The sequence below is a fragment of the Sedimentitalea sp. genome (genome assembly GCF_039973035.1).
GTDB lineage: Bacteria > Pseudomonadota > Alphaproteobacteria > Rhodobacterales > Rhodobacteraceae > Sedimentitalea.
In genome coordinates this window covers 144,845-168,089 of the sequence record NZ_JBDWLR010000085.1, presented here as the reverse complement: position 1 = coordinate 168,089, position 23,245 = coordinate 144,845, and the positions used below count along the sequence as shown (strand labels likewise).

The 23,245-nt window shown below is 58.3% G+C and carries 26 protein-coding genes; 16 read left to right on the top strand and 10 right to left on the bottom strand.

The window, feature by feature from the left end; translation table 11 throughout:
- Positions 1-201: 201 nt before the first annotated feature.
- Together ABJO75_RS21360 and rpsO are read left to right on the top strand one after the other, a co-directional pair.
- Positions 202-1,122 (top strand): calcium-binding protein, encoded by a 921-nt coding sequence (locus ABJO75_RS21360; RefSeq protein ID WP_348133959.1) that lies wholly within the window; start codon positions 202-204, stop codon positions 1,120-1,122.
- Between the two features lie 169 nt (positions 1,123-1,291).
- Positions 1,292-1,561, top strand: a complete 270-nt coding sequence (rpsO, locus tag ABJO75_RS21355) for a 30S ribosomal protein S15 (protein ID WP_348133957.1) — start codon at positions 1,292-1,294, stop codon at positions 1,559-1,561.
- Between the two features lie 201 nt (positions 1,562-1,762).
- Here rpsO and ABJO75_RS21350 read toward each other — a convergent pair whose 3' ends face one another.
- Both ABJO75_RS21350 and ABJO75_RS21345 read right to left on the bottom strand, forming a co-directional pair.
- The gene (locus tag ABJO75_RS21350) at positions 1,763-3,088 is read right to left on the bottom strand and encodes an ammonium transporter (RefSeq protein ID WP_348133955.1); all 1,326 of its coding nucleotides are present in this window, start codon (positions 3,086-3,088) and stop codon (positions 1,763-1,765) included.
- Between the two features lie 29 nt (positions 3,089-3,117).
- Positions 3,118-3,456: a P-II family nitrogen regulator gene (locus tag ABJO75_RS21345; RefSeq protein WP_348133953.1), complete on the bottom strand. Its 339-nt coding sequence runs from the start codon at positions 3,454-3,456 to the stop codon at positions 3,118-3,120.
- Between the two features lie 254 nt (positions 3,457-3,710).
- Here ABJO75_RS21345 and ABJO75_RS21340 point away from each other — a divergent pair, with 254 nt between their 5' ends.
- Positions 3,711-5,948 (top strand): transglycosylase domain-containing protein, encoded by a 2,238-nt coding sequence (locus ABJO75_RS21340; protein WP_348133951.1) that lies wholly within the window; start codon positions 3,711-3,713, stop codon positions 5,946-5,948.
- Between the two features lie 94 nt (positions 5,949-6,042).
- On the opposite strand, the gene ABJO75_RS21335 is transcribed toward ABJO75_RS21340, so the two are convergent.
- Together ABJO75_RS21335 and ABJO75_RS21330 are read right to left on the bottom strand one after the other, a co-directional pair.
- Positions 6,043-6,651: an ABC transporter substrate-binding protein gene (locus ABJO75_RS21335; protein WP_348133950.1), complete on the bottom strand. Its 609-nt coding sequence runs from the start codon at positions 6,649-6,651 to the stop codon at positions 6,043-6,045.
- Positions 6,641-7,435, bottom strand: coding sequence for a VacJ family lipoprotein (locus ABJO75_RS21330; RefSeq protein WP_348133948.1), 795 nt, complete (start codon positions 7,433-7,435; stop codon positions 6,641-6,643). Before ABJO75_RS21330 ends, ABJO75_RS21335 begins: the two co-directional genes overlap by 11 nt.
- Positions 7,436-7,625: 190 nt before the next feature.
- Here ABJO75_RS21330 and ABJO75_RS21325 point away from each other — a divergent pair, with 190 nt between their 5' ends.
- The 6 genes from ABJO75_RS21325 to ABJO75_RS21300 all read left to right on the top strand — a co-directional run bounded on the left by ABJO75_RS21325 (position 7,626) and on the right by ABJO75_RS21300 (position 13,467).
- Positions 7,626-9,350, top strand: a complete 1,725-nt coding sequence (locus tag ABJO75_RS21325) for a type I secretion system permease/ATPase (protein WP_348133946.1) — start codon at positions 7,626-7,628, stop codon at positions 9,348-9,350.
- Positions 9,347-10,648: an HlyD family type I secretion periplasmic adaptor subunit gene (locus ABJO75_RS21320; protein WP_348133944.1), complete on the top strand. Its 1,302-nt coding sequence runs from the start codon at positions 9,347-9,349 to the stop codon at positions 10,646-10,648. Before ABJO75_RS21325 ends, ABJO75_RS21320 begins: the two co-directional genes overlap by 4 nt.
- A gap of 70 nt (positions 10,649-10,718) precedes the next feature.
- On the top strand, positions 10,719-11,177 hold the full coding sequence (locus tag ABJO75_RS21315) for a RidA family protein (protein WP_348133942.1): 459 nt from the start codon (positions 10,719-10,721) through the stop codon (positions 11,175-11,177).
- Positions 11,174-11,944: a glycerophosphodiester phosphodiesterase family protein gene (locus tag ABJO75_RS21310; protein WP_348133939.1), complete on the top strand. Its 771-nt coding sequence runs from the start codon at positions 11,174-11,176 to the stop codon at positions 11,942-11,944. The genes ABJO75_RS21315 and ABJO75_RS21310 overlap by 4 nt, the downstream gene beginning before the upstream one ends.
- Before the next feature lie 45 nt (positions 11,945-11,989).
- The gene (locus ABJO75_RS21305; protein ID WP_348133992.1) at positions 11,990-13,177 is read left to right on the top strand and encodes a GNAT family N-acetyltransferase; all 1,188 of its coding nucleotides are present in this window, start codon (positions 11,990-11,992) and stop codon (positions 13,175-13,177) included.
- The gene (locus ABJO75_RS21300) at positions 13,174-13,467 is read left to right on the top strand and encodes a 4a-hydroxytetrahydrobiopterin dehydratase (RefSeq protein ID WP_348133937.1); all 294 of its coding nucleotides are present in this window, start codon (positions 13,174-13,176) and stop codon (positions 13,465-13,467) included. The genes ABJO75_RS21305 and ABJO75_RS21300 overlap by 4 nt, the downstream gene beginning before the upstream one ends.
- Positions 13,468-13,477: 10 nt before the next feature.
- Here the strand turns inward: ABJO75_RS21300 and ABJO75_RS21295 are convergent, their stop codons facing one another.
- Both ABJO75_RS21295 and ABJO75_RS21290 read right to left on the bottom strand, forming a co-directional pair.
- Positions 13,478-13,780, bottom strand: coding sequence for a hypothetical protein (locus ABJO75_RS21295; RefSeq protein WP_348133934.1), 303 nt, complete (start codon positions 13,778-13,780; stop codon positions 13,478-13,480).
- A gap of 117 nt (positions 13,781-13,897) precedes the next feature.
- Complete coding sequence (locus ABJO75_RS21290; RefSeq protein WP_348133931.1) at positions 13,898-14,386, bottom strand: peroxiredoxin; 489 nt, start codon at positions 14,384-14,386, stop codon at positions 13,898-13,900.
- Positions 14,387-14,479: 93 nt separating this feature from the next.
- Between ABJO75_RS21290 and ABJO75_RS21285 the strand changes: the two genes are divergently transcribed.
- Together ABJO75_RS21285 and rsmD are read left to right on the top strand one after the other, a co-directional pair.
- Positions 14,480-15,691, top strand: coding sequence for an FAD-dependent oxidoreductase (locus ABJO75_RS21285; RefSeq protein WP_348133929.1), 1,212 nt, complete (start codon positions 14,480-14,482; stop codon positions 15,689-15,691).
- Positions 15,688-16,272, top strand: coding sequence for a 16S rRNA (guanine(966)-N(2))-methyltransferase RsmD (gene rsmD, locus ABJO75_RS21280; RefSeq protein WP_348133926.1), 585 nt, complete (start codon positions 15,688-15,690; stop codon positions 16,270-16,272). Before ABJO75_RS21285 ends, rsmD begins: the two co-directional genes overlap by 4 nt.
- A gap of 2 nt (positions 16,273-16,274) precedes the next feature.
- Here rsmD and map read toward each other — a convergent pair whose 3' ends face one another.
- Together map and sfsA are read right to left on the bottom strand one after the other, a co-directional pair.
- Positions 16,275-17,102 (bottom strand): type I methionyl aminopeptidase, encoded by an 828-nt coding sequence (gene map / locus ABJO75_RS21275; RefSeq protein ID WP_348133990.1) that lies wholly within the window; start codon positions 17,100-17,102, stop codon positions 16,275-16,277.
- Between the two features lie 54 nt (positions 17,103-17,156).
- Positions 17,157-17,861 (bottom strand): DNA/RNA nuclease SfsA, encoded by a 705-nt coding sequence (gene sfsA, locus ABJO75_RS21270; RefSeq protein ID WP_348133923.1) that lies wholly within the window; start codon positions 17,859-17,861, stop codon positions 17,157-17,159.
- Between the two features lie 48 nt (positions 17,862-17,909).
- Between sfsA and ABJO75_RS21265 the strand changes: the two genes are divergently transcribed.
- From ABJO75_RS21265 to ABJO75_RS21250, 4 genes are read left to right on the top strand one after another with little or no spacing between them, the layout of a single operon-like run.
- Positions 17,910-18,629 (top strand): molybdopterin-binding protein, encoded by a 720-nt coding sequence (locus tag ABJO75_RS21265; protein WP_348133920.1) that lies wholly within the window; start codon positions 17,910-17,912, stop codon positions 18,627-18,629.
- Complete coding sequence (locus ABJO75_RS21260) at positions 18,629-19,366, top strand: GNAT family N-acetyltransferase (RefSeq protein WP_348133917.1); 738 nt, start codon at positions 18,629-18,631, stop codon at positions 19,364-19,366. Before ABJO75_RS21265 ends, ABJO75_RS21260 begins: the two co-directional genes overlap by 1 nt.
- A 6-nt stretch (positions 19,367-19,372) precedes the next feature.
- Positions 19,373-19,945 (top strand): peroxidase-related enzyme, encoded by a 573-nt coding sequence (locus ABJO75_RS21255; protein ID WP_348133914.1) that lies wholly within the window; start codon positions 19,373-19,375, stop codon positions 19,943-19,945.
- Complete coding sequence (locus tag ABJO75_RS21250) at positions 19,945-20,859, top strand: OmpA family protein (RefSeq protein ID WP_348133912.1); 915 nt, start codon at positions 19,945-19,947, stop codon at positions 20,857-20,859. Before ABJO75_RS21255 ends, ABJO75_RS21250 begins: the two co-directional genes overlap by 1 nt.
- A gap of 44 nt (positions 20,860-20,903) precedes the next feature.
- On the opposite strand, the gene ABJO75_RS21245 is transcribed toward ABJO75_RS21250, so the two are convergent.
- Complete coding sequence (locus ABJO75_RS21245; protein WP_348133910.1) at positions 20,904-21,809, bottom strand: LysR family transcriptional regulator; 906 nt, start codon at positions 21,807-21,809, stop codon at positions 20,904-20,906.
- 252 nt (positions 21,810-22,061) lie between these two features.
- Between ABJO75_RS21245 and ABJO75_RS21240 the strand changes: the two genes are divergently transcribed.
- Entirely contained in the window at positions 22,062-22,502 is a 441-nt protein-coding gene (locus ABJO75_RS21240) for a DUF4399 domain-containing protein (RefSeq protein WP_348133907.1), read from the top strand.
- 4 nt (positions 22,503-22,506) lie between these two features.
- On the opposite strand, the gene ABJO75_RS21235 is transcribed toward ABJO75_RS21240, so the two are convergent.
- A complete protein-coding gene (locus tag ABJO75_RS21235; protein WP_348133905.1) occupies positions 22,507-23,184 on the bottom strand; it encodes a winged helix-turn-helix domain-containing protein in 678 nt (225 codons plus the stop codon).
- Positions 23,185-23,245 lie beyond the last annotated feature (61 nt).

Here is a 23,245-nt window from a genome sequence, read left to right as displayed (position 1 = left end):
CACTTGAAAAACATCCTTGGCCAAATCCAGGCCTACGGTCTTTACTGTCATTGGGTGGCTCCTTTCCTAGCAGTCGTTGATAACTGCACTTTGGCACATTCGATGCCGGTGGAGCAGGAGCCACCCACATCATCCGCTTTGCTTTGACCCAGACCGCTCCTGCGTGGCCTACTGTGCCGGGTTATTGAGTGGAGCATTCTGATGATGATGTTGGCTGGGTTACTGGGCCTGCTTGCCGTCGGTGGCGCAGCCGTTGCGGTGGATTTCTCCCCGGAGGCTGAAGATGATGGGGAAGACAACAACCAGCCAGAGATCGAAGATCTGGCAACGGGCGAGGTTGCCGCGGATATCGTTCCGATTGATCAAATTCTGGCCGGTGCAGACGGGGCCGAGCAACTTGCAGGCGACGCAGGGAACGATCAGATCAACGGGTATGCCGGTGACGATGCGATCCATGGCGGCGCGGGCAATGACATCCTGCACGGTGCGACAGGCAATGATGCGCTGTTTGGTGGCGATGGCAATGACACCCTGCACGGTGAAGACGGGCAGGACATTCTGAGCGGCGACGGCGACGATGAGCTGTCGGGCGGCGACGGCGATGATGCATTACATGGCGGATTGGGCGATGACACCCTTGCGGGTGGCCAAGGCCAGGACACATTGTTCGGCAGTTTTGGGGATGATCTGATTGTCGGTTCCGATTTCAATCAGGACGGCGTCCACATTGATGACGCAACCAAGGATTACCTCAACGGCGGTGACGGCAACGACACTCTGATCGGAGGGCACGGCGACGTGATGAGCGGAGGCGATGGCGCGGATCAATTTGTGCTGGACGCAAGTGAAACGGCGACCAATGACGGCGATACCGATCTAGGGGCCACGCGCCTGATGGACTTTGATGCCGATGAGGATCAGTTGCTGGTGATGTCGGATCTTGAACAGAACCCGGCGCCTGACATTGAGGTGATCGCTGACGAGGACACGCCCGGTCTCAGCCATATCTGGGTCGACGGTGCCGAAGTCGCCAGCGTGATGGGTGGCACAACGCTGACCGCCGAGGATATCGTGGTCATCGACCACGCCGCAGGCGCGGTTCTGGGGATGGGCAACGCCTGACACCTCGCACCCGTGAATCCCTTTGCCTTTCCTATGAAAAGCGCCTATACGCGCCCATCCCTGATCGACTCGTAGAAATTGCGGGCCGGTTCGAGACCTTCTCCATGGGCCTGTGCTGGACGACATCCCGGCCTGCGCCATTCACTTTAACCCTGCAAAGGAGACCCCGATGTCGATTACGCTGGAAGAAAAATCACGTGTCATGAAGGAATTCGCGACCAAGGAAGGCGACACCGGTTCGCCCGAAGTCCAGGTTGCTGTTCTGAGCTCGCGCATCGCGACCCTGACCGAGCACTTCAAGACACACAAGAAAGACAACCACGGTCGTCGCGGCCTGCTCAAGATGGTTGCTCTGCGTCGCAAGCTGCTGGACTATGTCAAGCGCAAGGACGAAGCCCGTTACCAAGACCTGATCAAACGTCTGGGCCTGCGTCGCTAACGCAGCCTGCTACAGGTATCGCAAGATGCCCGCGCAGACGTAGAAGACCATTGATCCCGACGCCCGCCAGTTTTGGCGGGCGTTTCGCTTTGCGGCCTGTGTGAACCAATCAAATTCGGTTTTGGCAGCTTACATGGCGCCGAATGCGAAAAAGGCCCCGGCGCAAAACGCAGGGGCCTTTCTCAACCATCTATGGCGAGCTTAGCCTTTGGAGAATTCCGGATAGGCTTCCATGCCCAGCTCGGTCATGTCCAGACCGTTGATCTCTTCCTCTTCGCCGACACGGATGCCCATGACTGCCTTGAGGATGAGCCAGACAACAGCCGACGTCACGACCACGAACACACCTACGACCAGGATCGAGTAGAGCTGAGTGATCAGCGAGGCATCAGGGTTGGTGAAGACAACGGCGATTGTACCCCAGATACCTGCGAACAGGTGCACCGGAACCGCGCCAACCACGTCGTCGATCTTGAGCTTGTCAAGGAACGGTACGGCGAAGACCACGATCACACCACCGACGGCACCGATCAGTGTCGCCGAGAGCAACGAGGGTGTCAGCGGCTCGGCAGTGATCGAAACCAGACCGGCAAGCGCGCCGTTCAGGATCATTGTGAGGTCAGGCTTCTTGTAAAGCAGCTGAGTCAGGATCAGTGCGGCCACAGCACCCGCCGCCGCAGCAGCGTTGGTGTTGGCGAGGATGCGGCTGATATCAGCAACATTGCCCGCAGTATCCATATAGAGCTGCGAACCACCGTTAAACCCGAACCAGCCCATCCACAGGATAAACGTACCCAGTGTTGCCAGCGCCAGATTGGAACCGGGGATCGGAACCACGCGGCCGTCCTTGGTGTATTTCCCGATGCGGGGCCCGAGGATCAGAGCGCCCGTCAGAGCCGCCCAGCCACCAACCGAGTGTACCACGGTCGAACCGGCGAAATCGAGGAAACCAGCTTCGTCAAGGAAACCACCGCCCCATTTCCAGCTGGCCTGGATCGGATAGATCAGCGCCGTCAGGATCACCACAAAGATCAGGAACGGCCACAGCTTGATCCGCTCGGCCAACGCGCCGGAAACGATTGAGGCCGTTGCCGCGCAGAACATCAACTGAAAGAAGAAGTCCGATCCGACAGATGCGTAGGTCAGGTCAGGTTCGGCACCTGCAAGACCAACAGGCTCAAGGCTTGTCAGCGAGAACGCCCCAAGCATCCCCGGAATGGACCAGCCATCGCCCGGATACATCAGGTTGTAGCCGATCAGAAAGTAAAAGATCGCGGCCAGCGAGAACAGCGCCATATTCTTGGTCAACTGCATGGTTACGTTCTTGGAACGCACCAGCCCGGCTTCGAGCATGGCGAACCCTGCTGCCATCCAGAACACCAGCACGCCCATCATGATGAACATGAAAGTGGTCAGGATAAACCCGATGTCGGCATTGGTCGGCGTGGTATCCGCCTCCTGCGCCAGCCCCAGCGTCGGCAACGCGATAAGCGCGGCTGCTGTGGCAAATGTCTTTATCGATGTCATTTTGTCAAATCCCCTTGTTCGCCGCCGTATCACAGCGCTTCTTCGTTGGTTTCGCCTGTGCGCACGCGAATGGCCTGCTCTACGTCGAGGACGAAAATCTTGCCGTCTCCGATCTTGCCTGTTTTGGCGGTCTTGGTGATGGTCTCGACCACCTGATCCGCCATTGCTGCGCTGACAACGAGTTCAAGTTTGATCTTGGGCACGAAGTTCACGGCGTATTCCGCGCCGCGATAGATTTCTGTATGGCCGGATTGCGAACCAAAGCCCTTTATTTCGGTCACCATCATGCCGCGCACACCGGACTCGGTCAGCGCTTCGCGGACCTCTTCCAGTTTGAACGGCTTGATTGTCGCTATGATGAGTTTCACCTCTATCCCTTTCCTTTGCAGGTCCCCTGCGTATAGACACCCGGAGAAAAACGCCGCGATGCAGCGATGCAAATGGTGCGGGCGTCGGGATCGAGGGAAAAACACGCGAAAATGCACAATTTTTGCACAAAATTCAGCGTATGCCCAAAAATAATGCGATTCAGAAAGTCCAATTCACGGGCACTGGAAGGCTCTACAAACCGTCTCCGGCAATGTAATGTCGCTTCAAACATAAAGGCCGGGCAGGGCTGATCATGACCAAGAAAACTCCTCGCAAGCCGCCATTGGTGGCCGAAAAGCGCTATTCGTCCGGTTCGCGAAAGACGCGAAAGCCGACGGCGACCAAGACGCGAAAAACGCCTCAAAAGGCGAAAGCGGCCCCTCGCAAGCGCAAGGCAACCCGTCGCAAGGCCAGCGGCGGAGGCGGCATCATCGGCTTCTTTCGCCGGGTGATCGGCTGGATCCTGCGTCTGATCTGGTCGGTGACATGGCGTGTAGGCTCGGTGGTCTGTCTGATCATCGGCCTCTGGGTCGGCTATATCTATACAACGCTGCCCGATGTAACAGAATTGTTTGACGGTCGCGCGCGAGGGTCGGTGACCATGCTGGACCGCAATGGCGATGTCTTTGCGTGGCGCGGTGACCAGTTTGGCGGCGTGATCACCACCGAATCCGTTTCTCCCAACCTTCGCAACGCCATCATCGCGACCGAGGACAAGCGGTTCTATCGTCATTTCGGCGTCAGCCCCCGGGGCGTCGCAAGTGCCGTGCGCATCAACCTGAGCGAAGGGCGCGGTCCGCTTTCGGGCCATGGCGGCTCAACCATTACGCAGCAAACTGCCAAACTGTTGTGCCTTGGCGATCCCTATGACCCGAGCACCGGGATGTCCGAGGCGGAATACGAAGCCGACTGCCGTCGCGGAACGTTGCAACGCAAGATCAAAGAAGCGGTCTTTGCGATGGCGATGGAGGTCAAATACACCAAGGACGAGATCCTGACGATCTACATGAACCGGGCCTTTCTGGGCGCCGGCGCGCGCGGGTTCGAGGCCGCAAGCCAACGCTATTTCGGAAGATCAGCATCCGATGTCTCGCCCGCCGAGGCCGCGATGCTGGCAGGACTTCTGGTGGCTCCGACGCGCTATGCGCCGACCAACAGCCTGACGCGGTCACAAAACCGCGCGACGGTCATTGTCGGACTGATGGAAGATCAGGGATATCTGACCGCGGCCGAGGCGCAAGATGCGCGCGCCCATCCCGCACAGCTTTCCGAAGCGGCGGCTGAGCGCGCCGGGGGGTACTTTGCGGACTGGGTCATGTCAGCCGGACCCGAGTATTTCACCCGCAACACCACCGAAGACGTCATTATTCGCACCACTCTTGATCGCCGCCTACAGGCGGCGGCGGAGGACGCGATGCAATATGTGTTCGCGAACAAGGTCCGAGAAGGCTCCAAGGCAGAGGCCGCGATTGTGGTCATGTCAGCGGATGGCGCGGTGCGCGCCATTGTCGGTGGGCGCGAAACCAAGGTCGCGGGTGCGTTCAACCGGGCGGTTCAGGCCAAGAGGCAAACCGGTTCGGCGTTCAAGCCCTTTGTCTATGGCGCTGCGCTCGATATCGGGTACTCGCCGCTGGATACAGTGATTGACGAACCGTTTTGCATGAACATTCCCGGCTCCGGTCAATGGTGTCCCAAGAACTACACCAAGAACTACAAGGGGCGCGTGACGCTTGCCGATGCGTTGAAGGATTCACTCAACATTCCGGCGGTCAAGGTTTCGGAAAAGGTCGGGCGCGAGCTTGTGCGGCAGGTCGCCAGCCAATTTGGCCTGGAGAGTGATCTAGCCGCGGGCCCTGCATTGGCACTGGGCGCATCCGAAAGCACGCTGATCGAAATGACAGGCGCATATGCCGGCATTCTGAATGGCGGTTCTGCCGTGACTCCCTATGGGCTGACCGAACTGAAGCTTTTGGGCGAAAGCGATCCCCTGATGGGAACTGAAGGCGGGATCGGCGAACGGGTAATTCAGACACAGGCCGCAGAGGAACTGATCTGGATGATGGAAAAGGTGGTCGCCGAAGGGTCAGGCCGACGCGCCAAACTGCCTGACTGGCAGGCCGCTGGCAAAACCGGCACCACGCAGGCTGCACGCGACGCCTGGTTTATCGGCTTTACCTCGCAATATGTTGCTGGGGTCTGGATGGGCTATGATGACAACACGCCTCTCAGCGGCGTCACCGGAGGCGGCCTGCCCGCAGAAATATGGCACGAAACCATGGTGCGTGTGCATGAAGGGCTCACGCCAACCCCGCTGCCGATGCGCGCGCCATCCGGTCCGGTTGAAAACTGGGAGGGTAGTGGCGCAACCCAGACCGACTCAGGAGGAGGTCTGGGCGGCGTCGTAGACAAGGTTCTGCGCGATATCTTTGGCGGTGGCGGAAGTCAAAACAACAGCGGCAATCAAAACACACCAACCTTCAACGACCGCTAAAACACTTCGACAGAGCCCTTAAAGATCTAACGCGTTGAAATCCATGATTTCAACGCGTTAGATGATGGCCGATGTCTATGACGAAACGGTTCGATCAGCTAAGTTTGGCGAGATCCGCTGTCAGCTGGTTGATGTTGCCCTTGCGCTTGTCGAGCATTGCACCGATTTCCGTACGCTCGGTCAGCAGCAGGTTCACACCTTCGATGAACATGTTGAAGAACTTGTCGCGGCCCGACTTGTCGGACACCAGGAATGTCACTTCAAACGGTGACTCGCCGCGCAATTTGGCAAGGCTGCGTATCTCGTAGCCGCTCTTGATCTTGCGGGTGGATGTCACTTCGACGCTGCCACCGATGAATTCGCGGAACCGTCTGCCGTACTTGCGCGCGATATAGCCCTGAAACGCCTTGGTGAATGCGTTCAACTGCGCCTTGCTTGCGCTGCGGGCATCATTGCCAAGTGCGTAGCGTGCCATGATCGGCACATCAGCATATTTCACAAAAATCCGCTCGAAATCCCGTATCATCGCGTTTTGCGATTTGCCCGAAGCGATCACGCCGTTGATTTCGCCAACAAGTTGATCGACGAGGCTCCTCGCCCCCGCCTCGGTCAGAGCGAGCGCAGGCATGGGAAGTGCGGCGAGTCCGGCAAAGGCGGCGGCCGATCCCAAAAAGCTGCGGCGGATCAGTGTTTTATTCAGCATAGGGGTCTGCATAGGGATCCTCGTATGGGTCGGTATCAGATGTAGCATAAGGGTCTACATAGGCATCGCCATTGTTACCTTCTAGATCAAAGCGGCGATTTTGTAGATAGATCACGCGTGCAACTGCATAGCTGTCTTCGCTCTCGTACAGGATCGAATCGATGGTATCCGAATACCTGCCCCGCGCGCTGAGCCGCTCCAGAGCATTGGCGTAGAACCCGACATTTTCGATCGGGCGCGTGGGTGCAAAGGTCAGCGGATTGGTAAAAAAGTCAACAAAAACGCCGACCGAATCGCGTTGTGTCGATGGGCCAAAGAACGGAAGCTCGACATATGCCCCCTCTTTGACGCCCCACACCGCAAGGGTTTCGCCAAAATCGGTCTCGGTCACGGGGATGCCAAACTCCGAGGCCGGGTCCGCCAAACCGGCGAAACCGATCGTTGTGTTCATCAGGAACCGACCGACCGAAACCCCTGCCTGTTTGAAATCACCTTGCAAGACATAGTTGGCAGCATCGCCCGGTTCCGACAGATTGGCGGCGAAACTGTTAAAGCTGTCCTCAATCGGGTCGGGGATAAAATTTGAGTAACCTTTTGATGCTGGCCGGAAAAACAGCTTGTCCACACCAAGGTTGAATTGGTGGATCTTTCGGTTGTTCTGTTCATAGGGATCAAACGGGACGGCGCTGTTGCGCTCGTCAGGGTCACGAACCGTACAGGCCGTCGTCAACAACAGACAGAGACCGGCAACAAGAATGGTCTGTGCACGCAATGGCAGGTTCATGAAAATTTATCCGTCTTCAGTGTGAAGTATTCAAGTGGGCAACTCACTAATGCAAACAGGAATGGTTCACACTCGCTCCAACTTCACTTAATGAAATTGTGGCAGTTTGGGAACAGGCCATGTAAGCGCTGCGCATGATCACGCTCCCCATGTGCGGATCCGTGCACCAAAAGGACAGGGCAATTATATTATGACGACAAAGCCAGGTCGCGACGAACTTCGAAATGCGCGACGCCAGGGACGCACGCTTTATTGGGTTGTCGGAATCTTCAGCTTTTTTGCGAACCTGCTGATGCTGACCGGGCCGCTGTACATGTTGCAGGTTTATGATCGTGTCCTTGGCAGCCGGTCCGAAGAAACGTTGGTCGCCCTGTCGCTGCTGGTTGCATTTCTCTATGGCGTCATGGGCATCCTAGATTACAGCCGCGGGCGGATCATGGCCCGCGTGGGCGCGCGATTCCAATCGATGCTCGATCATAGGGTGTTTGACGCGATGGTGCGCCGCTCTGCAATTGCTCCGGACCCATCGGCACAGACCGGTCTCGCCGATCTGGAATCCGTGCAGAGGCTGATCTCCTCGCCGGTTCTGATGGCCGCATTTGACCTGCCATGGACCCCCGTGTTCCTCGCCGGGATTGTTTTGTTTCATCCCTGGCTCGGTATGCTGGCCATGGGCGGTGGCGCGCTCCTCATCATGATCACCCTGCTTAATCAATTGTTCTCGCGTGGGCCGTTGATGCAGGCCAATTCCGCGACGCACCGCGCGTCGATGCTGTCTGACGAGATTCGCAACGAGGCCGAGATGATCCAGAGCATGGGCATGCGGGGTGCGGCGTTTGAACGATGGAAAACCGCACGCGATGCGTCGCTGGCCGAAAGCATTGGCGCCAATGACGTAGGCGGCACCTTTACGTCAATGACCAAAACGCTGCGCCTGTTCCTGCAATCGGCGATGCTGGGCCTTGGAGCCTATCTGGTCCTGCAAAACGAAGTCACGGCAGGTGCCATGATTGCCGCGTCTATCCTGCTGGGTCGGGCGCTGGCACCCATAGAGCTGGCGATCGGCCAATGGCCGCTGGTTCAGCGAGCCTCAAAGGGCTGGGACAGCCTCGCGGACCTGCTGGAAAAGGTACCGCCAGAGGCCCAACGTACCGAATTGCCCGCCCCCAAAGCCAAGCTGGATATTCAGGCGCTGACAATCGTGCCGCCCGGCGATACGCGCGCCTCGGTGAAATCGGTCAGCTTTCGGGTAGAACCCGGACAGGCGGTTGGGGTGATCGGGTCGTCAGGGTCGGGAAAATCCACGCTGGCGCGTGCGCTGACTGGTGTCTGGCGACCAGCCGGTGGAACCATCCGACTGGACGGAGCCTCGCTGGATCAATACGCGCCGGACGATCTGGGGCGATACATCGGCTATCTGCCGCAGCGGGTGCAGTTGTTTGATGGCACCATCGCCGCCAACATCGCCCGCCTCAGCGGCGCGCCCGACAGCGCAGCGGTCGTGGAAGCCGCCAAGAAGGCTGCAGCCCATGACATGATCGTCAATCTGCCCGACGGCTACGACACACGCGTTGCGGCAGGCGGCGGACGGCTTTCAGGGGGGCAAATGCAACGTATCGCCCTTGCCCGTGCGCTGTATGGCAACCCGGTTATCGTCATTCTCGACGAACCGAACTCGAACCTCGACAACGAAGGATCGATGGCGCTGAATCAGGCCATCCGTGACCACAAGGCCGCAGGCGGTTCGGTTTTGATCATGGCGCACCGCCCGGCCGCCATTCAGGAATGTGACACGCTGCTCGTGATGGATCATGGCGCGCGGGCGGCATTTGGCCCTAAGGATAAGGTTCTCAAAGAGATGGTTGCCAACCATGAACAGCTAAAGAACACGTCGTCGATGGGAGGTGTTCAATGAGTACGAACAGCTGGTCAGCCCGCAAGCCCGTCCTGTTTGGCCTGTTTGGGCTTTTGCTCTTAGTGGGTGGTTTTGGCACTTGGTCCGTCGTGTCGAATATCGCGGGCGCGATCATTGCGCCCGGGCGTCTTGAGGTGGATCGCAACCGTCAGGTCGTGCAACATCCCGATGGAGGCGTTGTCGCCGAGATCCTGGTGGATGAGGGCGATACCGTGATCGAGGGCGCGGTCCTGATCCGTCTTGATTCCAAGCTTTTGACCTCTGATTTGCTGATTGCCGAAGGGCAGCTCTTTGAACTCATGGCCCGGCGCGGACGGCTTGAGGCCGAGCGCGACGCGGCGGAAACGATCAGTTTTGATCCCATGCTCATCGAAGCGGCGGCACTGCGACCAGATGTGGTCGGGTTGATCGAGGGGCAAGAGCGGCTGTTTCTCGCGCGCAAAGATTCGGTTGCACGCGAATCCGAGCAACTGGAAAAGCGTCGTGGCCAAATTCTTGATCAGATCAAAGGTATCAAGGCGCAACAGTCCTCTCTGGAACGCCAGATCACGCTGATTTCAAAGGAACTCGAAAGCCAGAAATCCCTGCTCGATCGGGGACTTGCGCAGGCAGGGACTGTTCTGAACCTGGAACGAACAGCGGCCGATCTGGAAGGAACGCTGGGCGAACTGGTTGCATCAGAAGCGCAGGCCGAGGGCCGGATCACTGAAATCGACATCGAGGTGCTAAAGCTCGGTACCAAGCAACGCGAAGACGCGATCACCCGTTTGCGCGATCTTCAGTACCGTGAACTCGAACTCGCCGAACAGCGCCGTTCCCTGCTCGAACGGCTGAACAGGCTGGACATCACCGCGCCGGTTTCGGGTATCGTGTATGACTTGCAAGTACAGACGCCCCGCTCGGTAGTCCGCTCTGCCGATCCGGTTCTCTATCTCATACCACAAGATCGCCCGTTGGTCATTGCCGCCCGCGTGGAGCCGATTCACATCGACAAGATTTTTGTCGGCCAGCCGGTCACCCTCCGTTTTTCGGCGCTGGATCAGCGCGAAACGCCCGAATTGTTCGGCACGGTCACACAGGTTTCGGCAGACGCGTTCGAAGACACCAACAGTCGCGCATCGTTCTACCGTGCCGAGATCGTGCTGGAGCCCGGTGAACAGGACAGGCTCCCCAAGGACACGATCCTGATACCCGGAATGCCCGTCGAAACGTTCATCCGCACGGATGCCCGGACGCCTCTGGCCTACCTGGTCAAACCTCTGGCCGACTATTTCACCAAGGCGTTCCGCGAATCCTGACTTGGGGCTTTTCGCCGGTGCCGATCCCGGCTAGCGTCCGCGCGAAACCGCGACTCTGAGGGGATCAGACATGAGCATCAAAGACAAACTTTCCGAACTGGGTGTGACATTGCCAGATGCGCCGGCACCGGCCGCGAATTACGTGCCCTTTGTTCAGATTGGCGACATCGTATACATCTCCGGTCAAATCTCGAACGATGCCAACGGCCTGATCGTCGGCAAGCTGGGTGATACGATGGAGCTCGACGCGGGCGCCGCCGCAGCTCGCGCATGCGCGATCAACCTTCTGGCTCAGGTAAGGGCCGCCTGCGGAGGCGATATCGACAAGCTGGTGCGGGTGATCAAACTGACCGCATTCGTCAACTCGACGGCTGATTTCACCGACCAACCAAAGGTCGTGAACGGGGCCTCCGATTTCCTTGTAGAAGCGTTGGGTGATGCCGGACGGCACTCTCGTTCGGCTGTCTCTGCCGCCTCATTGCCATTGGGCGTCGCGGTCGAGATCGAAGGCATCTTTCAAGTCAAATGACACCGCCCTTGCCCAAGGCGTTCGTGAACACGGCGCTGGCGCATCGCGCGCTGCATGATATTTCCGATGGCCGCCCCGAAAACAGCCGCGCAGCGATCCGCGCAGCGGTTGCGTCAGGGTACGGCATCGAAATTGATCTGCAACTGACGGCTGACGCACAGGCCTTGGTGTTTCATGACTATGATCTCGGCCGGCTGACCGAAGAAAACGGTCCAATCAGGCGATTGACGGCGAACGAGGCATGCCAAGTACCGCTAAAGCACGGCGACGGAGAAACCATCCCGACCCTGCACGAGATACTGGAAATCGTGAAGGGCCAGATTCCCCTGCTGATCGAAATCAAAGATCAGGACGGGGGAATGGGCGCCGATGTTGGCCTGCTCGAACAGGCGACAGCAACAGCGCTCGATAGCTATCGCGGCCCGGTTGCGGTTATGTCGTTCAACCCGCACAGCGTTGGCAAAATGGCGGAACTGGCCCCCGATCTGCCCCGAGGTCTGGTAACCTGCGGCTTTGATCCCGTCGAATGGCCGCTGCCCGTCACGACTTGCGAAAGACTGCGGACAATCCCCGACTTTCACACATCCAAGGCCAGTTTCATCAGCCATGACAAGGCAGACCTCGCCAGCCCCCGCGTTGCAGAACTGCGTGCAGCGGGCATCCCCGTGCTCTGCTGGACGATACGATCGCCCACCGAAGAGGCAAAAGCCCGCCGGTTCGCGGACAATGTGACCTTTGAAGGCTATCAAGCACCGCTTGCGGGTTGATCGGTCGCCTGACGAGACCAGATAAGGGTCAGGCACGAGGAAATGATGGATCAGGCACAGATCGAGATTCAGGTGATCGGCTCTCTGTCGCAAATCGCGGCAGAAGATTGGGACAGTTGTGCTTGCCCCGAGGCCGCCGAGGGTGGGCGACCGATTGATCCGTTCACCACGCACCGTTTCCTGTCTGCCCTCGAAGACTCTGGCTCGGTCGGGCGCGGAACCGGCTGGCAGCCACAATACCTGACCGCCTATCTGGACGGTATGCTGATCGCTTGTGCGCCGCTATATGCCAAATCGCATTCGCAGGGCGAATACATCTTTGATCACAATTGGGCGCATGGGTACGAGCGCGCGGGCGGGGACTATTACCCCAAACTTCAGATTGCAGTTCCCCATACTCCCGCGACTGGCAGGCGCTTTCTTGTAAGGCAGGGCTATGAAGAGATCGGCCAGTCGGCGTTGGTACAGGGGGCCGTGCAACTGACGGCAGACAACCAATTGTCCTCGCTGCACGTCACCTTTTGCACCGAGCAAGAAGCCGCAGCCGGTGAGCAGATGGGTCTGATGTCACGGGCAAGCCAGCAATTTCATTGGCTGAACGACGACTATGACGATTTTGATGGTTTTCTCGCCAGCCTGTCCTCCCGAAAACGCAAGAACATTCGCAAGGAACGTGCAAAGGCCAATGCCTTTGGCGGCAGCATCCATGTCCTGACCGGTGACCAGATCGAACCCGAGCATTGGGATGCGTTCTGGGTGTTTTATCAGAACACAGGGGCACGCAAATGGGGATCGCCCTATCTGACGCGCCAGTTCTTTGACCTTGCACAAGAGCATCTGCGAGACGACCTCGCACTAGTGTTGGCGCAGCGCGACGATCGCTGGGTCGCGGGCGCATTGAACGTGATCGGCCGGGATACGCTGTTCGGGCGGTATTGGGGCTGCATTGAACATCACCCCTGCCTGCACTTCGAACTGTGCTATTATCGGGCCATCGACCTCGCCATCGCTTGGGGAATGAAGCGAGTCGAAGCAGGCGCGCAAGGCGAACACAAGCTGGCACGGGGCTATTTGCCGACCCAGACCCACAGCCTGCATTGGGTTGCGGACCCCGGCTTTGCAAAGGCAATCGCCAACTACCTCAGGGCCGAACGCAATGCGGTTGAGGAAGAAATAGAAGTGCTGACGGAATATGGCCCGTTCAGAAAGCCACAAGTGGAGGAACAGCAATGACCGAGAAACTGTCTGACGAGGCACGGGGACCATTGCTGGATCCGCTGTTCAAATCTGGTTGGACCATGGTGGAAGGCCGCGATGCAATCGAAAAGGCATTTGTCTTCAAGAATTTCATTGATGCCTTTGGCTGGATGACCCGCGTCGCAATCTGGGCGGAAAAGTGGGATCACCACCCGGAGTGGAGCAATGTGTACAAAACCGTCAACGTGGTGTTGACCACGCATGATGTTGATGGGCTAAGTGCGCTGGACGCCAAGCTGGCCCGCAAGATGGACAGCCTCGTGTAAAAGACGCGCGTTAGCGGCGCCCAACCCCATTCGCATAGGACATCGCGGCGGCATTGAACATTGCCGCAAACTCGGTCTCCGTCACAAACCCTTTTTGCGTGTTGACGGCGCCGGGCACACGGGCGGGGTTCTTTCCGGGCAACGAAACCATCTGGCGCGCGCTGTCATAGGAAAAACACCGGTTCGCCCAGCAATTGCGTCCAGTTTCCAGCTGAATTTCTGTTCCGCCATTGCCCGATTGAGTCGGGTTGTCTGGCATCGCACAGGCAGCAAGTAACAATAAAACTGGAATTGATCGAAGCAGGTTGATCATGGTGTCACCCTTTGAACAGAGGTGAACGCGCGGTTTTGCGAAGAAACACTGCCAGCCCGCGCGACTGCAACAGGCTAGGCGGCCATAAAGTTTTGGGACCCGATAGCCGCCAGTCTCTTACATAGAGGCAAGCAGGCCTTCGCCCCCGGAAACTTCGCAGACACCGGGGTTTTCCTCGGCCTGCAACAGGGTCACAGAGCCATCTTCAACCAGCATCGCATAACGGCGCGAGCGGGCGATCAACCCGGCTGGCGGCGCGTCAAAATCCATACCGATGGCCTTGGTAAACGCGCTTTCCGGGTCTGACAACATGGTCAGGCCAGCCGCTTCTGCCCCGGTTGCATCGCCCCAGGCCTTCATCACGAATGGATCATTGACGGACACGCAAATGATCTCGTCGACGCCCTTGTCGTCAAACGCCGATTTGGTGCGGATAAAGCTGGGTACATGGGCGGAATGACAGGTCGGCGTAAAAGCACCGGGAACCGCAAAGATCACGACCTTGCGTCCGGCTGTCTTATCCGCGAGCGAGACCGTTTCAGGCCCCTCGGCACCCATTGCGACCAGTGTTGCGTCGGGCAGTTTTTCTCCGGTGGAAATCGTCATGCTGCGTCCCTTTCTGAAATTTTGTTTGCGCCTATGGCACATTTAGGATTTGTGAGCATCGGGACAACCACTTGCAAGAGGCGATGTAGACAGATGAGCCATATCGTTGTGATCGGAGCAGGACAGGCCGGGGCGTCGCTGGTGGCAAAACTGCGCAAAAGCGGGTTTGACGGTGACGTGACCCTGATCGGCGCCGAACCTGTTCCGCCGTATCAACGACCACCATTGAGCAAGGCCTATCTGCTTGGTGAAATGGAACTTGCGCGCCTTTTCCTGAGGCCCGAGAGCTTTTATTCCGATCAGAACATCACGTTGCGTCTGAACGAGACCGTGACCTCCATTGATCCTGATACGAAAACAGTGACTGTCGGTGGCGACGTTATTCATTACGACCATCTGGCCCTGACCACCGGGTCAGAGCCTCGTCGGTTGCCCGCCACGATCGGTGGTGATCTGGAAAGCGTGCATGTCGTACGCACGCTTTCGGATGTCGACGCGATGTCGGCGTCGGTTACACCGGGCGCACACGCGCTGATCGTCGGTGGCGGCTATATCGGGCTTGAGGCGGCGGCGGTCGCGGCCAAAAGCGGCGTGGCCGTCACGCTCGTTGAAATGGCAGACCGTATTCTTCAACGGGTGGCCGCGCCGGAAACCAGCGACTACTTCCGCGCCCTGCACAGCTCTCATGGCGTCGATATCCGCGAGGGGATTGGTCTTGACCACCTCATCGGCGTCGACGGCAAGGTCACGGGGGCTGTGCTGAGCGATGGCAGCGAAGTTGAGCTTGATTTCGTAATTGTCGGTGTTGGCATCGCACCATCAGCGCGACTGGCGGAAATGGCAGGGCTGACGATAGACAACGGCATCGCTGTTGACGAGTTGGGCCGCACCTCTGATCCATCAATCTGGGCCGCAGGCGATTGTGCATCGTTTCCGCATGCTGGCGGGCGCATTCGGCTGGAAAGCGTGCCAAACGCCATAGATCAGGCCGAATGCGTTGCTGAAAACATGCTGGGTGCGGCAACCCCTTATGTCCCCAAGCCGTGGTTCTGGTCGGATCAATACGATGTGAAACTGCAGATCGCGGGCCTGAACGTGGGGTATGACCGCGTCATCACGCGCAAAGGCGACAAGGGCGCGGTGTCGTTCTGGTATTACGCTGGCGACAAGTTGCTCGCCGTCGACGCAATGAATGATCCGCGCGGATACATGATTGGCAAGCGCTTGATCGAGTCCGGGAAATCACCGGCACCAGAGGTGATCGCCGATTCCGAAACCGATCTGAAATCGCTGCTGCGCACGTGAGGATCATTGCGGGGCGTTTTCGGGGACGGGCGTTGGCGTCGGTCGGCAAGGGCGACAGCGCCGCCCACTTGCGACCGACAACGGACCGGGTGCGAGAAAGTCTGTTCAACGTGCTTGCGCATCGGCACGAGTTGCAGGGCGCGCGGGTACTTGACCTCTTCGCCGGCACTGGCGCTCTAGGGCTTGAGGCGTTGTCACGTGGCGCGGCGCATGTGACCTTTGTAGATGATGGCCGTGTCGCCGGGCAGCTCATTCGCAAGAACGTAGATCTGACCGACAGTCGTGCAGACACCGATTTCATTCGCCGTGATGTCGCTCGGCTTGGCCCCTGCCCCGGCGAACCCTGCGATCTGGTGTTTCTCGACCCGCCCTATGGCAAGGCCCTTGGACAGCGCGCCCTTACCGCAGCCACCCAAGGGGGGTGGGTCGCCCCTGATGCCTTAATCGTCTGGGAAGAAAACGCGCCAATGCCAGCGCCAGAAGGGTTTGAATTGATCGACAGCCGCAAATACGGCGATACGTACATTACGCTCATGCAAAATTCGGGTGATAAATTCGACCCGAACATTACCGCCCGTTAAGATCAGGACTCGTATGTCGGGTGAAAGCGCCCTGACGGCGACAGCGTGAAGATTTCGAACCCATCCGCAGTCACACCAACCGAATGCTCAAACTGTGCCGACAGGGATTTGTCGCGTGTCACCGCAGTCCAATCATCGGCGAGCGTCTTGGTTTCCGGGCGGCCCAGATTGACCATCGGTTCGATGGTAAAGAACATACCCTCTTCCAGCTTTGCGCCGGTTCCGGGGCGGCCATAATGCAGCACGTTGGGCGGCGCGTGAAACACCCGGCCCAAGCCATGTCCGCAAAAGTCGCGCACGACGCTCATCCGGTGCGCTTCGACATATGTCTGGATCGCGTGCCCGATATCGCCAAAGGTATTACCCGGTTTGACAATCTCGATGCCCTTCATCAGCGCATCATGGGTCACCTGAATCAAACGCTCTGCTTTGCGCGGCAGCTTGCCCGCGACGTACATCCGGCTGGTATCGCCAAACCAGCCATCAACGATCACGGTGACGTCGATATTGATAATATCGCCATCCTTGAGCTTTTTGTCGCCCGGAATGCCGTGACACACCACGTGGTTGACCGAGATACAGCTTGCGTGCTCGTACCCCTTGTACCCAATCGTGGCAGATTTCGCGCCCGCGTCCTCGACCATCTTGGTGATCGCTGCATCGATGGCACCGGTGGTTTGCCCGACGAACACATGCTCGCGGATGTCATCAAGGATGCGTGCAGCCAATGCGCCAGCGGCATGCATGCCGCCAAAATCCGCTGGGTCGTATATTCGGATGCCATCCTTGGTCAGACGGCCGCGAAGTTCGTTGTTCACCGTTGACTCCATAATCGTTGTCTTACCATACACTTAATGACTCGTTCGCAAAAGTGCCAGTAGACGTCAAATCACCACTGCGACAGGCTGTCCCAACTCGACCCCATGGGGTGTGATCCGCGTGTCAAAGCACAGAGTTTCCACGCCTTGGACGCGGGCCGCGTCATAAGCCGCCGCATAGCCCGGGTCAATATCCCGCGCCAGATCGAACGCTGTGCAATCCGTACGCTGGATCAGGTAGAGCATCACCGCCCGATGCCCCTGATCGGCCACCCGCGCCAGTTCCTCAAGGTGTTTGGCGCCACGTTTGGTCACCGAATCCGGAAACTCGGCCAGCCCCGGCTGGCGACACAATGTCACGCTTTTGACCTCGACATAGGCGTCGGGGAGACCCGGATGGCTTAACAGGAAATCGATCCGGCTGGCCTCGCCATACTTCACTTCGGGGCGCACGGTCTTGTATTCGGTCAGCCCGGCCACTTGCCCCGCCCCAAGGGCGGCGCGCAGGGCGCGGTTTGGAACCGACGTGTCCACGCCGGTAAAATGACCGCTTTCGTGATCGACCAGCCGCCAGCCGAATTTCAGCTTTTTACGAGGGTCGTCATTTGGTTCCAACCAGACCTTCTGTCCCGGCGTCGCCAGCCCCATCATCGATCCGGGGTTGGCGCAATGCGCGGTGATTTCGCGGCCATCCTCGAGCCGACAATCGGCGAGAAAGCGTTTGTAGCGGCGGATCAGCCGAGCGGGGACAAGAGGGGTTTCAAAGCGCATGGCCAAGGGCCTATACCTGCGAGAGAAACCATTCAAGCGAGGCATGTCATGGCAAATCCAACCGCCGCGATGCTGGTGATCGGCGATGAAATCCTGTCCGGCCGGACACGTGATGCGAACATGCATTTTCTGGCCGGTGAACTGACCAAGCACGGGATCAACCTGAAGCAAGTTCGCGTTGTCAGCGATGATCGGGAGGCGATCATCGATGCAGTGCGCGCCCTGTCCGACACCCATGATGTCGTGTTCACCAGCGGCGGCATCGGGCCAACCCACGATGATATCACGGCAGATTGCATCGCAGCGGCGTTTGAAGCTTCGATCGATATCCGCGACGATGCGCGGAAAATCCTGAAAGACCACTACAAGCAGACCGGGCATGAATTGAATGCCGCCCGCCTGCGCATGGCGCGAATCCCCGATGGGGCAACCCTGATCGACAATCCGGTGTCACGCGCCCCAGGATTCACCATCAAGAATGTGCACGTCATGGCCGGCGTCCCACTGATATTCCAGGCGATGGTCGCCAGCGTTCTGCCAACGCTGACCGGTGGTGCGCCCCTGCTCAGCCAAAGCTTGCAGGTGTTTCGCGGCGAAGGCGATATTGCCGAAACGCTGTCGCAGTTTGCAGAGCGGTACGCGGACCTGTCGATTGGATGTTATCCGTTCCAGAAAGATGGTGCCTTCGGCGCAAACATCGTCATACGTGGGCAAGATGGCACGCAGGTGGATGCTGCGATGACGCAGCTGTCCAAGGCTCTCACCTAATGAACACCCCACAGCCCTCTTGGTACGACGTTATTGACGGCACCTGGCCTGCCGCCAATTTCCGACACTTCGGGGTCTGGACCCTACGCGAGGGACGGGGCGGCGGCAGCCGAGTGTCCGCAACCACATTGGCTGATCCGGTGTCTGACTTTGACGGCGCGGACATTGAACAAGCCGAGACCGCAATGCTCGAAATGGGACAGCCGCGCATCTTCATGGTCCGCCAAGGGGAGACGGGCCTGGACGCGGAACTTGCCAAGCGCGGCTATGCCATCAAGGACCCGGTCACGATCTATGTCTGCCCTCCCGCGCAGTTGATGGATCAGCCGATTCCGCGCGTTACAGTCTTTTCCCTCTGGGAACCGCTGGCGATCATGCGTGAAATCTGGGCCGCAGGGGGGATCAAAGCCTCCCGCCTGGCGATCATGGATCGCGCCGCCGGACCCAAGACGAGCTTTCTTTGCCGCCACAACGACAAGCCCGCCGGGGTCGCTTATGCCGCGATCCATAACGGCGTCGCGATGGTGCACGCGGTTGAAATCCTCGCGCACCAACGGCGCAGCGGAATGGGCCGCTGGGTCATGCGCGCGGCCGCGTTCTGGGCCGATGAACAAGGTGCCGAAACCCTGTCGGTCATGTGCACGGTCGAGAACACGGCAGCCAATGCGCTCTACACTTCCCTCGGCATGCAGCCTGTGGGACAGTACCATTACCGACACCTCCCAGATGGAGCCTGAAGCCAAGTGACAACTGAAACTCCGCCAACCGCCCTTGACCTGCCGATGGTCGATCCCTTGCCCGAAGCGACGCAGAAATACTTTGATATCTGCACCGAAAAGCTGGGAATAATCCCCAATGTGCTCAAGGCCAACGCGTTTGATATCGACAAGCTCAACGCCTTTACCGGCATGTATAATGACGTGATGTTGGCGGACAGTGGGCTGAGCAAACTTGAGCGCGAGATGATCGCCGTGGTGGTATCCTCGCTCAACCACTGTTTCTATTGCCTCGTCGCTCATGGTGCGGCGGTTCGCCAAATGTCTGGTGATCCGAAACTCGGCGAGATGCTGGTGATGAACTATCGCGTTGCACCACTCGACGCGCGCCAGCGCGGGATGCTCGATTTCGCGGCCAAGATGACGACAGCAAGCGCAACGATCGAGGAAGTCGACCGCCAGGCCCTCCGGGACGTCGGGTTCAGTGATCGCGACATCTGGGACATTGCGAATGTGACCGGATTTTTCAACATGTCCAATCGGGTCGCAAGCGCCACGGCAATGCATCCGAACGACGAGTATCATTCACAGTTCAGATGATGACCCGCCTAGCATTCGGCACCCTTTTGGCGCTGATGCCTGCGCTGTGTCAGGCGCAGGAATTGACGATGGCGCCAGCAGCACGAGAGCTGTCAGAGCGAATAAGCCCGCTTGACAACTACGAGTTGCCGATAGCCGGGTTTGCCGATGGCACCGTTCCGGTGCGCCGGTTCGAAGGGCTGGTCGCGCGTCGAACGTTTCGGATCAACGGCGCATCCGCAACGACGCTACAACTCCTGACACCGCTGCGCGAACAACTGGAGACGATGGGTTTTGACCTGATCTTTGAATGCGAGGATCGCAGTTGCGGCGGGTTCGATTTTCGCTTCGAAACAGAGATCGTGCCTGCACCGGACATGCACGTGGATGTTGGGAACTACCGTTTTCTTTCGGCGGTTCGAGAACCCGATAACGCCATTAGTGTTCTGGTCAGCCGCAGCGGCAATGCCGCCTATATTCAAACCATCCGCGTGTCGCCCGTACAGCAACAGAACGGCGGGAAAACGAAACCGGCCACGGTGGCGGCAGCACCGAATGGAGAGTTGGGTCTGGCACTTGAGCGCGACGGGCATGTGATTTTACGCGATCTCGAATTTGACAGTGGCGCAGGGGGGTTGCTGCCAGGTCAGCATGCGTCACTCGGCCAACTCGCCAGCTATTTGAAAACGCATCCCGAGCAACGTATCGCGCTCGTCGGCCACACTGACAGTACCGGGACGCTTGCGGCGAATATCGCGCTGTCCAAACGACGTGCATCGGCCGTCCGCGAGCGGCTTGTCAACAATTTTGACGTCGACCCATCCCGCGTCGATGCCGAGGGCATGGGATATCTGGCGCCGGTGGGATCGAACTTGACGCCACAGGGTCGCGAGTCAAATCGCCGGGTCGAAGCCATTCTACTGCCTGCCCTTTAGGGCATGACAGAAGTAAGCCAGCGTTACCTGGCGGCGATCTGAACCTACCAGTCGGTCGGCCCTTTTTCGGCAAAGGCGTGAACCAAAAAGTCGATAAAGGCACGGACTTTGGGTTGGGTGAAACGACCCGGAGGATAGACCGCGTAAATGCCCTGTGTCTCCATTGGCAGAGACGGCATCGCGTCCTCGACCAGCCCGGATTGAAGCGCCTCGGAATAGAGAAAGCTGGGCAAGTAGGCTATCCCCAAGCCAGAAATCGCAGCGTTCAGCAAGGATTGCCCGTCATTGACGCTCAGCCAGCCCGCCGTCCGAACTTGTCGTTTTTCGCCCGAAGGGGCGGTCAGACGCCAGACATTGCCGCTGGACTGGTTGGAGTAATGAAGCAGTTTGTGCTCGTTGAGGTCATCAATTTTCTGCGGGCGCCCATATTTTTCGAAATAGGACGGAGAGGCAATCATGCGCTTAGTGGTTTCTGTCAGCTTGCGCGCTCGCAGCGTACTGTCTTCAAGCTCTCCGATCCGAACGGCCATGTCGAAACCTTCGGAAATCAGTTCCACATAGCGATTGTTCAGCACCATGTTGACCGTGATGTCAGGAAAGTCAGAAAGGAACTCTGACAGGACCGGTGACAGGTGATTGACGCCAAAATCCGTTGCGACGCTGATCCGCAACAGACCCGATGGTGCCGATTGCATCGACGTTACCAGCGCATCTGCTTCGCCTGCATCGTTCAATACGCGGCGGGCACGATCATAATAGGCCAATCCGATTTCCGTAGGGCTGACCCGACGTGTTGTTCGGTTTAGGAGGCGTGCGCCCAGCCGGGCTTCAAGGCTCGAAACATGCTTGGACACAGCAGACTTCGAAATTCCCATCTTCTTGGCAGCATCCGTAAAACCACCCTGATCCACCACGTTGGCAAAGGCTTCCATTTCCGTCAGACGATCCATACGCAGTACCCCAAAAAGTAAATCAGTTATGCAAACGGTATCTCTTTGAATCTGGGCAAGATCGCGGCGACCTTGGGATAATATCGGGGTTTCATTGCATACCGTTCTCGTTGCGGAAACGGCCAAATCGGACAAAACGGACACCAGAAAAATGTCCAAGCCATTGTTTTTAATAACCCTTACTGATTGATATGGAATTGTGGCAAGACCGTGCTATCAACTAGAGATAGTTTTCAACAATTCGGTGATGTCATGAAGCTCGCTCGTATAACGGCAATTGTCGCACTGCTCGCCTTGCCCGTTCTGGTTGAGGCACAAACCCATTCCAATCCTGACGCTCAGGTCTATTTCGCAAATGTTTCGGATGGCGATACGGTTACCTCGCCCTTTACAGTGATCTTTGGCCTGTCGGGCATGGGGGTTGCACCGGCGGGAACGAAGGCGGGCATGACCGGGCATCACCATCTGCTGATCGACCGCCCGCCCTTGGGACAAGGCGAAGATGGCGTTGACGAGTTGATTTACGCGCTACCTTCGGACGAACACCACCGGCATTTTGGAGGGGGCCAGACCGAGGTCACGCTGGATTTACCTGCAGGCACCCATACACTGCAGCTGGTGTTGGGGGACGCGTCGCATGTTCCGCATGCCGAGCCGGTTGTCTCGGACGTGATCACCATCACGGTAGACTAGGCAATCACCAAAAGAGCGCATTAAACTCTGACAATCCCCGATCCGAAAACCGCACTATTCGCGTGTCGTGGACCCGCTCCGCCCAACCGAGCGTTTCGAACCGCGCAAGCATCGCCCGCCCTAACCGGCCCGCAAGATGCGACTGGCGCACGCTCCAGTCCAGACATTCGCGGCACATCGGCGCCTTGCTGCGCGGCATATCCTGCGTGCTGATCCCAAGCGTGGTGACAAAGGCCTGCCCTGCCTCGGACAAATCCAGCCCTGTTTCGCTGAACTCGAAATGTCCTTGGTGACGCATGGCGGAAAACATCTGAACGCCCATCTCACCTGCAAGATGGTTGTAACAGACGCGCGCCGTGCGCAGCGCCTGATCGCGCGGCCCTGTTCGGGTTCGCAGGTGCCCCAGGCGCGCCGCAAGCCCCATCAGCCCTTCAAGCGCCTGTGCGACATTGTCCCCAGACAGCGAATAATACCGATGCCGCCCCTGTTTCAGCTGCGTAAGCAACCCGGCATCCTGCAGCTTGCGCAGATGCGAACTGGCGGTTTGTGCACTGACACCCGCCTCGGTCGCAAGTTCGCTGGCAGTGAGCGCCTTGCCCGACATCAGGGCCGTCAGCATATTGGCGCGAGCAGGATCGCCAATCAGAGACGCGATCGCGGTGAAATCAGGGCCTTCTTTCATAGTTCGACACTAGTCGAAGCATATGACGCATTCAATCGGCTATCCAAGGGTCAGTTGAAAG

What these genes read in the sequence shown, in the direction of transcription:
- ABJO75_RS21235 (WP_348133905.1), bottom strand. Translation starts at nt 23,184, where the DNA reads ATGAAAGAAGGCCCTGATTTCACCGCGATCGCGTCTCTGATTGGCGAT.
- ABJO75_RS21335 (WP_348133950.1), bottom strand. Translation starts at nt 6,651, where the DNA reads ATGCTGAATAAAACACTGATCCGCCGCAGCTTTTTGGGATCGGCCGCC.
- ABJO75_RS21290 (WP_348133931.1), bottom strand. Translation starts at nt 14,386, where the DNA reads ATGACGATTTCCACCGGAGAAAAACTGCCCGACGCAACACTGGTCGCA.
- ABJO75_RS21310 (WP_348133939.1), top strand. Translation starts at nt 11,174, where the DNA reads ATGACACCGCCCTTGCCCAAGGCGTTCGTGAACACGGCGCTGGCGCAT.
- ABJO75_RS21240 (WP_348133907.1), top strand. Translation starts at nt 22,062, where the DNA reads ATGAAGCTCGCTCGTATAACGGCAATTGTCGCACTGCTCGCCTTGCCC.
- ABJO75_RS21350 (WP_348133955.1), bottom strand. Translation starts at nt 3,088, where the DNA reads ATGACATCGATAAAGACATTTGCCACAGCAGCCGCGCTTATCGCGTTG.
- ABJO75_RS21295 (WP_348133934.1), bottom strand. Translation starts at nt 13,780, where the DNA reads ATGATCAACCTGCTTCGATCAATTCCAGTTTTATTGTTACTTGCTGCC.
- ABJO75_RS21305 (WP_348133992.1), top strand. Translation starts at nt 11,990, where the DNA reads ATGGATCAGGCACAGATCGAGATTCAGGTGATCGGCTCTCTGTCGCAA.
- ABJO75_RS21265 (WP_348133920.1), top strand. Translation starts at nt 17,910, where the DNA reads ATGGCAAATCCAACCGCCGCGATGCTGGTGATCGGCGATGAAATCCTG.
- ABJO75_RS21260 (WP_348133917.1), top strand. Translation starts at nt 18,629, where the DNA reads ATGAACACCCCACAGCCCTCTTGGTACGACGTTATTGACGGCACCTGG.
- ABJO75_RS21285 (WP_348133929.1), top strand. Translation starts at nt 14,480, where the DNA reads ATGAGCCATATCGTTGTGATCGGAGCAGGACAGGCCGGGGCGTCGCTG.
- ABJO75_RS21250 (WP_348133912.1), top strand. Translation starts at nt 19,945, where the DNA reads ATGACCCGCCTAGCATTCGGCACCCTTTTGGCGCTGATGCCTGCGCTG.
- ABJO75_RS21315 (WP_348133942.1), top strand. Translation starts at nt 10,719, where the DNA reads ATGAGCATCAAAGACAAACTTTCCGAACTGGGTGTGACATTGCCAGAT.
- ABJO75_RS21320 (WP_348133944.1), top strand. Translation starts at nt 9,347, where the DNA reads ATGAGTACGAACAGCTGGTCAGCCCGCAAGCCCGTCCTGTTTGGCCTG.
- ABJO75_RS21340 (WP_348133951.1), top strand. Translation starts at nt 3,711, where the DNA reads ATGACCAAGAAAACTCCTCGCAAGCCGCCATTGGTGGCCGAAAAGCGC.
- ABJO75_RS21330 (WP_348133948.1), bottom strand. Translation starts at nt 7,435, where the DNA reads ATGAACCTGCCATTGCGTGCACAGACCATTCTTGTTGCCGGTCTCTGT.
- ABJO75_RS21325 (WP_348133946.1), top strand. Translation starts at nt 7,626, where the DNA reads ATGACGACAAAGCCAGGTCGCGACGAACTTCGAAATGCGCGACGCCAG.
- ABJO75_RS21360 (WP_348133959.1), top strand. Translation starts at nt 202, where the DNA reads ATGATGATGTTGGCTGGGTTACTGGGCCTGCTTGCCGTCGGTGGCGCA.
- ABJO75_RS21300 (WP_348133937.1), top strand. Translation starts at nt 13,174, where the DNA reads ATGACCGAGAAACTGTCTGACGAGGCACGGGGACCATTGCTGGATCCG.
- map (WP_348133990.1), bottom strand. Translation starts at nt 17,102, where the DNA reads ATGGAGTCAACGGTGAACAACGAACTTCGCGGCCGTCTGACCAAGGAT.
- ABJO75_RS21245 (WP_348133910.1), bottom strand. Translation starts at nt 21,809, where the DNA reads ATGGATCGTCTGACGGAAATGGAAGCCTTTGCCAACGTGGTGGATCAG.
- sfsA (WP_348133923.1), bottom strand. Translation starts at nt 17,861, where the DNA reads ATGCGCTTTGAAACCCCTCTTGTCCCCGCTCGGCTGATCCGCCGCTAC.
- rpsO (WP_348133957.1), top strand. Translation starts at nt 1,292, where the DNA reads ATGTCGATTACGCTGGAAGAAAAATCACGTGTCATGAAGGAATTCGCG.